Annotated in this window: 11 protein-coding genes; 6 read left to right on the top strand and 5 right to left on the bottom strand. The window is 64.1% G+C overall.

Translation table 11 applies throughout. The features are described from left to right. Positions 1 to 536: 536 nt before the first annotated feature. Positions 537 to 1,244 carry a pyrimidine 5'-nucleotidase gene (locus tag EOD07_RS09280; protein ID WP_041003565.1) on the bottom strand — a complete coding sequence of 236 codons (708 nt, stop codon included), beginning with the start codon at positions 1,242 to 1,244 and terminating at the stop codon, positions 537 to 539. Between the two features lie 150 nt (positions 1,245 to 1,394). On the opposite strand from EOD07_RS09280, the gene EOD07_RS09275 reads away from it, so the two are divergent. From EOD07_RS09275 to EOD07_RS09270, 3 genes are all read left to right on the top strand, one after another. Further along, positions 1,395 to 2,156 carry a GGDEF domain-containing protein gene (locus EOD07_RS09275; RefSeq protein ID WP_127235205.1) on the top strand — a complete coding sequence of 254 codons (762 nt, stop codon included), beginning with the start codon at positions 1,395 to 1,397 and terminating at the stop codon, positions 2,154 to 2,156. A gap of 276 nt (positions 2,157 to 2,432) precedes the next feature. Beyond that, positions 2,433 to 2,606, top strand: coding sequence for a hypothetical protein (locus EOD07_RS37585; protein ID WP_164772139.1), 174 nt, complete (start codon positions 2,433 to 2,435; stop codon positions 2,604 to 2,606). Beyond that, the gene (locus EOD07_RS09270; RefSeq protein WP_127235204.1) at positions 2,603 to 4,042 is read left to right on the top strand and encodes a GMC family oxidoreductase; all 1,440 of its coding nucleotides are present in this window, start codon (positions 2,603 to 2,605) and stop codon (positions 4,040 to 4,042) included. Before EOD07_RS37585 ends, EOD07_RS09270 begins: the two co-directional genes overlap by 4 nt. An 84-nt stretch (positions 4,043 to 4,126) precedes the next feature. Here the strand turns inward: EOD07_RS09270 and EOD07_RS37580 are convergent, their stop codons facing one another. Next, a complete protein-coding gene (locus tag EOD07_RS37580; RefSeq protein WP_164772138.1) occupies positions 4,127 to 4,294 on the bottom strand; it encodes a hypothetical protein in 168 nt (55 codons plus the stop codon). Between the two features lie 95 nt (positions 4,295 to 4,389). On the opposite strand from EOD07_RS37580, the gene EOD07_RS09265 reads away from it, so the two are divergent. Next, complete coding sequence (locus EOD07_RS09265) at positions 4,390 to 4,881, top strand: MarR family transcriptional regulator (RefSeq protein WP_127235203.1); 492 nt, start codon at positions 4,390 to 4,392, stop codon at positions 4,879 to 4,881. Positions 4,882 to 4,959: 78 nt separating this feature from the next. Here the strand turns inward: EOD07_RS09265 and phhA are convergent, their stop codons facing one another. Continuing rightward, positions 4,960 to 5,796, bottom strand: coding sequence for a phenylalanine 4-monooxygenase (phhA, locus tag EOD07_RS09260; protein WP_127235202.1), 837 nt, complete (start codon positions 5,794 to 5,796; stop codon positions 4,960 to 4,962). Positions 5,797 to 5,931: 135 nt separating this feature from the next. On the opposite strand from phhA, the gene EOD07_RS09255 reads away from it, so the two are divergent. Continuing rightward, on the top strand, positions 5,932 to 6,408 hold the full coding sequence (locus tag EOD07_RS09255) for an Lrp/AsnC family transcriptional regulator (protein ID WP_040984916.1): 477 nt from the start codon (positions 5,932 to 5,934) through the stop codon (positions 6,406 to 6,408). A 151-nt stretch (positions 6,409 to 6,559) separates the two neighbouring features. Further along, positions 6,560 to 8,110, top strand: a complete 1,551-nt coding sequence (bchE, locus tag EOD07_RS09250) for a magnesium-protoporphyrin IX monomethyl ester anaerobic oxidative cyclase (RefSeq protein WP_127235201.1) — start codon at positions 6,560 to 6,562, stop codon at positions 8,108 to 8,110. 33 nt (positions 8,111 to 8,143) lie between these two features. Here bchE and argB read toward each other — a convergent pair whose 3' ends face one another. Then, positions 8,144 to 9,037: an acetylglutamate kinase gene (gene argB / locus EOD07_RS09245; RefSeq protein WP_127235200.1), complete on the bottom strand. Its 894-nt coding sequence runs from the start codon at positions 9,035 to 9,037 to the stop codon at positions 8,144 to 8,146. A 96-nt stretch (positions 9,038 to 9,133) separates the two neighbouring features. Beyond that, entirely contained in the window at positions 9,134 to 10,630 is a 1,497-nt protein-coding gene (locus tag EOD07_RS09240) for an amidase (protein ID WP_127235199.1), read from the bottom strand. Positions 10,631 to 10,748 lie beyond the last annotated feature (118 nt).

The raw sequence follows: 10,748 nt of genomic DNA, 5'->3' as shown, positions 1-10,748 counted from the left end.
AATGGCAACGGCCAGGCAGCCGCGGGCAATCCGGGCCTGTGCCGGTTTTTGAAGGAGCTGAACGGCCGGTTGGGACTGCCGCCCGGCACGATTCCGGATTTCGACTAGAGCAGGATAACGTTTCGTTGAATCGTCATCCTGCCCTAACTCTTTGTTGGAGCATGATCTTTTCCGAAAACCGGTTTCCACTTTTCGGGATCATGCTCTAGGTGGTCGACGCAACAGGCCTGTCGATGGGCCAGATATCACCGCTCGTTCGATGAAATCAGCGCAAACGCTGGGGATTAGCTGAATCCACAGCGTCGTCATTCCAGGGCGGAGCAGCCGCGAAGCGGCGTCGCGAAGACCCTGGAATCCATTCCGTGACCCGGGTCGTGGAATGCTGCGGTGCAGAAGTTTGCACCGTGGCAACGCTCGTAAGTCACGGAATGGATCCTCGGGTCTACGCGCGTCGCTTCGCTCCTTGCTCCGCCCGTGGATGACGATCGCGATAGGCGTTTCGGCCCATCGCCAAGGCGCGCCTATGCAAACCTTGTTCAGGCCACCACGTCGACGATCGCGGTCAGGAAGGCGGCGAGGTCGTCGGTGACGAAATCGACGTCGTCCTCGTTTGCCGGGTCGCGTTCCCAGATCTCCGAGAAGGTCGGCTCGAAATTGCGCGGCACCACCAGCACGGTCGTCATGCCAAGCGTTTTCGGCACGGCCAGATTGCGCGCCAGATCCTCGAACATCACCGCATTGTGTCCGGTCACCGAGTGCAATTCGGCAAAACGCTCATAGGTCTGGCGCTCCGGCTTGGGGTTCAGCCCGGCCGCGACGATGTCGAAGATGTCGTCGAAATGTTCCAGTATGCCGAGTTGGCGCGCTGTGCGCTCGGCATGCCTGCGGTCGCCGTTGGTGAAGATGAATTTGCGCCCGGGAAGCTGGCGGATCGCCGCGCCCAGCACCGGATCCGGCACCAGCCGCGAATAGTCGATGTCGTGAACCCTCTCGAGGAAATCGTCGGGGTCGATGCCGTGCCGCTTCATCAGTCCGTTCAGCGTCGTGCCGTATTCCAGGTAGAGCTCCTTCTGCAGCTTGCGCGCCTCGTCGCGCGAAAGCGTCAGCAGCTCGCCGACATAGGCGGTCATCTTCACGTCGATCTGCGCGAACAGGTTCGAGTGATGCGGATAGAGCGTGTTGTCGAGGTCGAACACCCAGTCCGTGACATGGGCGAAGCGGGCGGGATCGGGTGTCGTTGTCATGGGTTTCTTATGGCACGCCGGCGCTGATTTTATCCACAACTTATGCGCGTCACGAAGTGTGAAAATGGCGTCTCATTTCAAATTTTAAAAGTCTCGGAAAGGTCGCCTTTAACGCTTGCTGGCACAGAAGCTCTCCGTTGGGAGCAAATGATGAGTCGCATATTTCTGAAGGCCGCTGCCGTGGCGTTCGCCTCGGTCGCTGTCTCGCTGTTGTTGACGATGATTGTGGTTCCGGCAATGGGCTTTCCGATGAGCCGCACCGTCTGGCTGGCGTCGACGGTCTGCCCGCTCGTGCTCGCCTGGGCCGCCAGCGCCGGCAGCTTCTGGCACAGCGACCGGTTGCAGAACGCCCATCGCGAGCTTGCCCGGGCCCATGCGCAGCTCGCGGCGGCGCACCGGCGCCTGTCGGAAAAGGCAAGCCGCGACGACATGACCGGCATGCTCAACCGCGAAACCTTCTTTGCCGCGCTCGACGGGTCGCGGCGCAAGAGCGATCGCGGCGCGCTGCTGATCATCGACGCCGATCACTTCAAGAGGATCAATGACAACTACGGTCATCTGACGGGGGACGAAGCGCTGCTTCTGATCGCCGGCGCCATCGAGCGCGGCATCCGCAGCGGCGACGTGCTCGGCCGCATCGGCGGCGAGGAGTTCGCGGCTTTCCTGGTCGGCGCCAGCGAAGCGGAAGCCAAGCATGTCGCCGAGCGCATCCGCCGCGAGGTCGAGCTGATCCGTTTCCGCCCCGTCGACGAACGTACCGTGCCGCTCACCGTCTCGATCGGCGGCATAAGCTGCGGCGAGAGCGCGACCGTTTCCGATCTGATGCGCGCCGCCGATCGCAGGCTTTACGAGGCCAAGAACCGCGGCCGCAATCTTTCGATCCTCGACCGCGAGCTTCCGGAAGCGGCTTGAAGCTTCGCCGCGGGCGTCATGCATGTCGCCCAAAAGTGCGCAGCGGTTTTGGGACAATGACATGCGTCAGAACAAGGACTCAAAAGCGCGGCGCCCGAGTCGGGTCCAGCGCGACGCGCTTTAGGAAAGCCCTAACCATGTCCAGATTCAACCGCGCTAAACTTCCTCGTGTAACGCGGTTTTCACCTGGCTTTGGCACGAAACTGGCCTCCTCGGCGGCATGTGTGCCGTTCAGGAACGGCATGCGTGGATCGAGGCCCTATCGAGAGGCGTGTCATGAGCAGGTTCATAAGCAGAATGTCGCGCCGCGCGATCGTTCAAGCGCTGATCGCGTTGCCCGCGCTGTCGCTGTTCCGCAGTCACGCGGCCCCTGCCAACCCTGACGAGATCGACCCCGACGAAATCGTCGAGATCAATGGCTGGATCCTGCGGCGGAGCGACCTCGCATGATCTTCGACAGCTACGAAGCCTATAAGCAGGCCGGCTTCAAACCCAAGGCCTGCATCCTCGGTTCCGGCCCGGCCGGCACGACGATCGCTAGGAAACTCGGCGCCGCCGGCATTCCGGTCGTCGTCCTTGAGGCGGGCTCGCGCGAATTCAGCGACGAGTCGCAGGATTTCTACCGCGGCAAGACGGTCGGCGATTTCTACTTCGACCTCGACATCACCAGGCTGCGCTTCATGGGCGGCTCGTCCAACCACTGGGCCGGCTGGTGCCGCGTGCTCGACAGCCAAGATTTCGAGCCCAAGGCCTGGGCGCCGGACACTGGCTGGCCGATCAGCCGCGCCGACATCGAGCCCTATCTTGGCGAAGTCCATGACATCCTCGAGCTTCCCGATTTCCGCCCCGATGTGCCGGTTTCGGACGACATACGCTGGGTGCAGTTGATCAAGAGCCCCGCGGTTCGTTTCGGCGAGAAATTCGCCGACGAGCTCGACAAGAACAAAAACATTGCCGTCGTGCTCAACACTTATGCGACCGAGCTTGTCGGCGACGGCAGGCGCGTCACCGGCGCAAAGCTGTGGTCGAACGGACAGGATGCCGGCACCTTTACGGCGGACTATTTCGTCACCTGCACCGGCGGGTTGGAGAACTCGCGGCTGCTGTTGTGGTCCAACGAGCGCTCGAATGGCGGCGTGGTTCCGAATGCGGCAGCGCTCGGCCGCTACTGGATGGAGCATCCGACCTTCGAGGGCGGCAACGCCATTCTTGCCAACTATTCGGAGTTCGAGGTCGACGCCTCGAACGAAGCCTTCTTTTCGCCGACGCTTGCCGCGATGGAGCGGCTGCAGATCATGAATTTCGGCATCCGCCTGATCGAGAGCCCCTATCCCAATGTCAAGAAGCTGATCGCCGACCTTGCCTGCACCGCGCCGAACATGGCGGAGTGGATGTCGTCCCAGCTGGACCAGAGGCTGCGCTGCGCCGCCCAGCTCTATGTCGCCTGGGAACAGGCGCCGCTCGCCTCGAACCAGATCGAGTTGTCGAAGACCGATGTCGATCACGCCGGCGTGCCGCGCATCGAACTGCATTGGAAGAAGTCGCCGCTCGAGCGCCGCACTCTGCTCGAGGGCCTCAGGCTGTTCGGCACCACCTTGGCGCAGAAGAATCTCGGCCGTGTCCGCATCGACGAGTGGATCAGCAATGGCGGCGATTATCCGACCAACGAGGAGACGGCGGGCCACCATCATATGGGCGGCACCCGTATGGGCACCGATGTCTTGAAGAGCGTCGTCGACGCCAATTGCAAGGTGCATGGCATGGACAATCTCTATGTCGGCGGCTCCTCGGTGTTCTGTACGTCGGGTCAGTGCAACCCGACCACCACCATCACCGCGCTCGCCTGCCGCCTGGGCGAGCATCTGAGCAAGGTGATCGCCGTCTGATCTCAAAGAATGCCGGCGGCGCCGGCGCCTGGAGCGGCAACCGGCGCCGCCCTGGCGCGCCTTTGGGGGAAATTGCGAGCTCGCTTACAGTCCGTAGACGGCGATGCGCACCAGCACGGCCGCGGCGGCAAGCGCCACCAGCAGGATGCCGAGGCCGATGGGCGAGCCCCAGCCATACCATTCCATCGCCAGCTTGGCGTATTTGTATTCCTCCTCGTTCGAGAGAGGGGTGCGCTGTTGAATCAGGCTCATTGTTCACTCCTTGTCGGCGACTTCGCCCTTGCCTTGCAAAAGGCATCGTCGCATATTGATACGATAATTTGAATGTTCGACAGATTGATAATTAGATGATCGAAACAAATTCGTCAAGCGCGAAACGAGATGAAATGATCCGGGCCGTCGGGCTCGCTGTCATGCGCTGGCAGGACGCCACCCAGGCCTATGACGAGGCGGTGGGCGCGCGGCTCGGGCTGATCGCGGCCGAGCGGCATTGCCTCAGCCTGCTTTATGCCGGACCGCAATCGGCGGGCGCCGTGGCGGCCGCGACCGGACTGACGCCGGCGGCGGTGACGGCCCTGATCGACCGGCTGGAGGCGCGCGGCTATGTCACCCGCACCCGCAGCCTTGAGGACAGGCGCAAGGTGGTGATCGAGGCGACCGACCAGACCAGGGAATTGTCGGAGCGCTACTACGGCGCGATCGCGCGCGAGGGCGAGAAGGTGGTGGCGAGCTTCAGCGATGCGGAGCTCGCGACCGTGCTGCGCTTCATCAATGCAGCGCTGGACCTGCAGAGCGAGCAGCTGGCCAGGATCAAGGCCGAGCCCGATAAGATGGATTGATCCGCGAAAAGGTCAAAGCGGCCCAGCGGCCTGCCGGCAGCTGAACCGCCCTGATTGTCGGTTGGGCGAAAACCGACTTCACACCGTTGCCGGGTCGAGCGCTGGCTGGCCCTTGAACCGCGCCACGATGCCGGCGAGATCGCCCTTGGCGAAGGCGTCGCGCAGCGCATCGAAGGACGGCAGCACGAAATAGGCGCGCTGGAACTTGTCGATCTCATAGCCGGTGCGCATCACCGTCTCGAGCTTGAACGGCACATGGTGGGCGTCCTTGCTCTCGACCGCGAATTGCAGCTCGGTGAAGGACGACATCAGGCCGGCGCCGAAGGCCTTCACGGGTTGGCCGGATTCCTGGATGAGACCGTATTCGGCGCTGTACCAGTAAAGCCGGGTGATCATCTCGTCGCCGCCGAGCGCGATCATGTCCTCGGCCTTCTCGCCATACATCTGCATGAAATCGGCGAACACCGGCTGGGTCAGGATCGGCACATGGCCGAAGAAATCGTGGAACATGTCCGGCTCGACGATGTAGTCGAGCTCTTTTTTCGTCCGCAGCCAGTTGGTGACCGGAAAGCGCCGGTTGGCGAGATGGTCGAAGAACGGGCCGGCTGGGATCAGGCCCGGCACCGCGACGATCTCCCATCCGGTCAGCCTGGCGAGTTTCTCGCTGACCTCGTCGAAATCGGGAATCCGGTCGAGCAGGCCGAGCGCGGCGACGCCATCCAGATAGGAATGGTGCGCGAGCTTCTTGGTCAGTTTCGTCTGGCGGTCGCACAGCGTGCGCCACACCGCCTGTTCCTCGGCCGAATAATCGTAGCCTTGCGCCACGGTGAAGTCGCTGCGGCACACCGAATAGTCGCCGCGAAGGCCCTGCGCCGCGCATTCGGCGGCGTAGTCGGCAACGCTGATCGTCATCATATCCTCCTCAAGATCATGATCCGCGGATTGTGGAAGTGAGTGTAGGAGCGATCGCTGAGGCAAATCAGCCTGGTTTGTAGCTCGCCTGCTGATTTTGAGGTAAAATCACTCAGATCCATGCGAGACCGAGAAAATATGCCTCAGTTCGACGATTTCGAGATCAAGATGCTCGACATCCTGCAGCGCGACGGGCGCAAGCCCGTCTCGGAGCTGGCGCAGGAGATCGGCCTGTCGACCACGCCTTGCGCGCGCCGCTTCGAGGCCTTGCAGGAAACCGGCATCATCAAGGGCTTTGCCGCCGTGCTCAGCCGCCGCGCCGTGGGCCTCACCGTCGAAGTGTTCATCCAGGTGCGGCTCGTCAGCCACAGCGACGGCTCGCCCGAAAGTTTTATAGCCGCCGTGCAGCGCATGGACGAGGTCTCGTCCTGCTGGACGATGACCGGCGACCACGATTTCCTGCTGCATGTCATGGTGCCGTCGGTCGACGACCTCAACGCCTTCGTCATGCACCGGCTGATGCGGCTGCCCGGCGTGCGCGACGTTCACACGCAACTCGTGCTGCAGAACATCAAGGGCCCCGGCCATGTGCCGCTGAGCCATCTGCGGCGCTAATGTAATTCCAGGAAAAGTGTGACGCGGTTTTCCGTCCGGAATTGCTTCGAGACGAAACTTCTCCCGAAAAGCTGCGTGGAAACTGCTGAACCGCGCCAAGGCGGCTTCGTCATCGGCAATTAGCACAAGCGGACCAACATGGAGGTCCGCCTTGAACATCGTGCTGATCAATCCGCCGCATACCGCCATCGGCAGCCGTGTGCCCGACGATCATTTGCCGCCGCTTGGGCTGCTGGCGATCGGCGGTCCGCTGATCGATTCCGGCCATCGGGTGCGCCTCGTCGATGCCGAGTTCGGGCCGATGCCGCTTGGCGCGCTGGTCGATGAGGCCCTGAGCGGTGATCCGGACTTCATCCTGATCGGCCATTCCGGGTCGACCTCGGCGCATCCGACGTCCCTGCGGATCGCCGAAATGATCAAGGTCCGCGCGCCGGGAGTCATCGTCATCTATGGCGGCGTCTTCCCGACCTATCATTGGCGCGACATCCTGGCGGCGACCGACGTCTTCGATTTCATCGTGCGCGGCGAGGGCGAGGCGACCGCGACGGCGCTGGTCGAGGCGATCGAGATGCGCCAGCCGGTGGCAAGCGTCGCCGGCATCGCCTATCGCGACGACCTTGGCCGTCCGGTCGCGACGCAGCCGGCCATGACGCTCGCCGATCTCGACGCCTGGCGCGTCGGCTGGGAGCTGATCGATCATCGCCGCTACTCCTATTGGGGCGGCAAGCGGGCGGTGGTCATGCAGTTCTCGCGCGGCTGCCCGCATCTGTGCAACTATTGCGGCCAGCGCGGCTTCTGGACCCGCTGGCGCCATCGCGACCCGGTCAGCTTCGCCAAGGAGATCGCCTGGCTGCATCGCGAGCACGGCGTCGAACTGATCAACCTCGCGGACGAGAACCCGACCTCCTCGAAGAAGGCCTGGCGCGCCTTTCTCGACGCCATGATCGCCGAGAACGTGCCGGTTCTGATCGTCGGCTCGACCCGCGCCGACGACATCGTTCGCGACGCCGACATCCTGCATCTCTACCGCAAGGCCGGCGTTATCCGCTGGCTGCTCGGCATGGAGAACACCGACGAGGAGACGCTGTCGCTGATCCGCAAGGGCGGCAGCACGAAGTCGGACCGCGAAGCGATCCGGCTGCTCAGGCGGCACGGCATCCTGTCGATGGCGACCTGGGTGGCCGGCTTCGAGGACGAGACCCTGCGCGATCTCTGGCGCGGCTTCCGCCAGCTCATCGCCTATGACCCCGACCAGATCCAGGCGCTCTATGTCACGCCGCATCGCTGGACGCCGTTCTTCCGTATCGCCGCCGACCGCAAGGTGATCCAGAAGGACGTGCGCCTCTGGGACTACAAGCACCAGGTTCTGCACATGACCCGGCCGAAGCCGTGGGTGCTGTTCTTCGCCGTCAAGCTGATCGAGGTCGCGGTGCAGTCGCGGCCGAAGGCGCTGGCGCGCATCCTGTTCCACCCTGATCCGGAGCAGCGCCATTCGATGCGCTGGTACACGAAGATGGGCCGCCGCGTCTGGTTCCGCGAAGTCTGGGGTTTTCTCGCCCGCGACCGGCGCGTCACGGATGGCCCGACGCTCGCCGAGTTCTGGGGCGCGCCGCAGGACGCCGAGGAGGAATCGATGACAGTCCGGCGCCCGGCGCGAAAGCCGGCTGTGATCGTTGAAGATCAGAGAAGATTAGCCGGCTGAATATGGCAGGTCGCCGAAACGGTGAACTTGCCCTTAAGGAACGATCAGCGTGCCGGCGCCGTGCTCGGTGAAGAGCTCGAGCAGCACCGAATGCGGCGTCTTGCCGTTGAGGATGACGACGCCTTCCACGCCGCGCTCGATCGCCTCGATGCAGGTTTCGACCTTCGGGATCATGCCGCCCGACACCGTGCCGTCCTTGATCAGGGCCTTGGCCTCGGCGACCGTCAGCTCGTCGATCAGCTTCTTGTTCTTGTCGAGCACGCCCGGCACGTCGGTGAGGAAGAGGAGGCGCGAGGCGCGGCACGCGCCCGCAATGGCACCGGCGAAAGTGTCGGCGTTGATGTTGTAGGTATGGCCGTCGCGGCCGGGCGCGACCGGCGCCAGCACCGGGATCATTTCCGAGCGCGCGAGCAGATCGAGCAGCGTGCGGTCGACCTCGACCGGCTCGCCGACGAAGCCCAGATCCAGGACCCGCTCGATGTTGGAGTCCGGGTCGATCATAGTCTTGCGCGCTTTTTCGGCGAACACCATGTTGCCGTCCTTGCCGCAGAGCCCGATCGCCCACTCGCCCTCGGCGTTGATCAGCGCCACGATCTCCTTGTTGATCGAGCCGGCCAGCACCATCTCGACGATCTCGACCGTCTTCTGGTCGGTGACGCGCAAGCCGCCCTCGAACTTGGATTCGATCCCCATCTTGGTGAGCATCGCGCCGATCTGCGGCCCGCCGCCATGCACGACGATCGGGTTGACCCCGGACTGTTTCAGAAGCGCGATGTCGCGGGCGAAAGCCTTGCCGAGCTCGGTGTCGCCCATGGCATGGCCGCCATATTTCACCACCACCGTCTTGTTCTCGTAGCGCTGCATGTAAGGCAGCGCTCTGGAAAGCAGCGCGGCCTGCATTTCGGCGGTGGCGGCGATATCCGTCATCGATTTGATCCCGACTTGGCGTGAATGGCGGCGTCTTAGCGGGAATTGCCGCAGGCCGCAAACGGCTTTGCGGTCACAATGGCGAAATCGAGCGCGCTAAGCCGGCACCTTGAGCGGCGCGCGCCGCTTCAGCCATCCCGAAAGCTTCTCCATCTGCGCGGCGAAGGACAAAAGCGTCTCCTCGTCGCCGGGCCGGCCGGCCGCCTGGATGCCGAGCGGCAGGCCGGCTTCGGTGACATGCACCGGCAGCGCGATCGATGGCTGGCCGCTGACATTCTGGATCGCCGGCCAATGGGTGAACCACAAGCTCTTGTCCATCAACTGGCCGAAGAACGACTTGACCTTGAGCAGGCTTGTCAGATGCAATTTGTCGAGCAGGTTCTCGAGGAACTCGTCGGCGCCCTTGGGATCCATCGAGCCGCAGGCCAGAGGCGGATGCGCGATGATCGGCATCAGCACGGCGTCGAAGCGCGCCGTCTCCTCGATCAGCCGCCGCGCCGTGGCGTTGAGCCGCTGCACGCTCTCATAGACTTCACCGGCGGACAGCATTTCACCCAGACGGGCGAGCACGCGCGTCGCGCGCTCGACCTCGCCGGTCACCGGGCGGCCGACGCGCTGCGCCTCGCCCCGCATCGTCCCGGCAACGGCCGAGGCGACACTCCGGCAGAAATCGGCGATGAAGTCGCGGCCGATGAAAGGCAGGTCGATCTCCTCCACCGTGTGCCCGCCTTCGCGCCCCAGCGCCACCGCGGTGTCGAGCGCCGCAAGCGTCTCGGGCGAGATCGGCAGGCCGAGCGGCGACTTGCGGTAGACGGCGAGACTGAGCTTGCCTGGGTCGCGCGCCGCGGCGACCGCGAAGAAACCTTGCGGCGCGCGCGCCGCGTAGGGCGAGAGCGGATCGGCGCCATGGGTGAGATCGAGCAGCAGCGCGGTATCGCGCACCGAGCGGCTGACGGCATGGTCGACGACCATGCCGTACCAGCTTTCGCTGACCAGCGGCGTCAGCGGCACGCGGCCGCGCGAGGTCTTCAGGCCCACCAGCCCGCTGCAGGCCGAAGGCACGCGGATCGAGCCGCCGCCGTCGGAAGCATGCGCAGCCGGCACCACGCCCGCCGCCACCAGCGCGGCGGCGCCGCCGGACGAGCCGCCGGTGGTGTGGCCGGTGTTCCAGGGGTTGCGGGTGATGCCGAAGCGGGCCGACTCCGTCATCAGCCTCAGCCCATGTTCGGGCGAGGTGCTGGTGGCGATCGGGATCAGGCCGGCGGCGAGATAGCGCTCGACCATCACCGAGTTGAAATCGGCGGTGAAGGGCGGGATGCGGCTGCCGCCATGGATCGGCACGCCCTTGAGGCCGATGCCGAGATCCTTGAGCGCGAAGGGTACGCCGGCCAGCGGCAGCGTGCGGTCGACGGTCTTCGCCCGCGCCCGCGCGGCGTCGTAAAGCGGCGTGGCGATCGCGTTGATGTCGGGCCTTGTCGCCTCGGCGCGCGCGATCGCCGCGTCCACCAGCTCCGGCGGCGAGATTTCTTGCTTGTGGACGAGCTCGGCAAGTCCGGTCGCATCCTGTTCCCAAAGCACACGCTCGATCGACATCGCCGCTCCCCACTTTTGCCAAAACCTATCGCATGAAGCTGCAAATCGAAATCGCGATTCGATAGACCAGCGGCACGGCAACCTTTGGTGGGCAAAGCCCCCTTCTGACTCAGTAAGA

The organism is Mesorhizobium sp. M2C.T.Ca.TU.002.02.1.1 (assembly GCF_003997225.1).
Note: the sequence above shows the minus strand (reverse complement) of the source record. Positions and strands in the feature narration are given on the sequence as shown.

Bases quoted from the DNA above. Each gene is read 5' to 3' on its own strand.
- EOD07_RS09280 (WP_041003565.1), bottom strand. From the start codon at position 1,244: ATGACAACGACACCCGATCCCGCCCGCTTCGCCCATGTCACGGACTGG.
- EOD07_RS09240 (WP_127235199.1), bottom strand. From the start codon at position 10,630: ATGTCGATCGAGCGTGTGCTTTGGGAACAGGATGCGACCGGACTTGCC.
- EOD07_RS09255 (WP_040984916.1), top strand. From the start codon at position 5,932: ATGCCTCAGTTCGACGATTTCGAGATCAAGATGCTCGACATCCTGCAG.
- EOD07_RS37580 (WP_164772138.1), bottom strand. From the start codon at position 4,294: ATGAGCCTGATTCAACAGCGCACCCCTCTCTCGAACGAGGAGGAATAC.
- EOD07_RS09265 (WP_127235203.1), top strand. From the start codon at position 4,390: ATGATCGAAACAAATTCGTCAAGCGCGAAACGAGATGAAATGATCCGG.
- EOD07_RS09270 (WP_127235204.1), top strand. From the start codon at position 2,603: ATGATCTTCGACAGCTACGAAGCCTATAAGCAGGCCGGCTTCAAACCC.
- EOD07_RS37585 (WP_164772139.1), top strand. From the start codon at position 2,433: ATGAGCAGGTTCATAAGCAGAATGTCGCGCCGCGCGATCGTTCAAGCG.
- EOD07_RS09275 (WP_127235205.1), top strand. From the start codon at position 1,395: ATGAGTCGCATATTTCTGAAGGCCGCTGCCGTGGCGTTCGCCTCGGTC.
- phhA (WP_127235202.1), bottom strand. From the start codon at position 5,796: ATGATGACGATCAGCGTTGCCGACTACGCCGCCGAATGCGCGGCGCAG.
- argB (WP_127235200.1), bottom strand. From the start codon at position 9,037: ATGACGGATATCGCCGCCACCGCCGAAATGCAGGCCGCGCTGCTTTCC.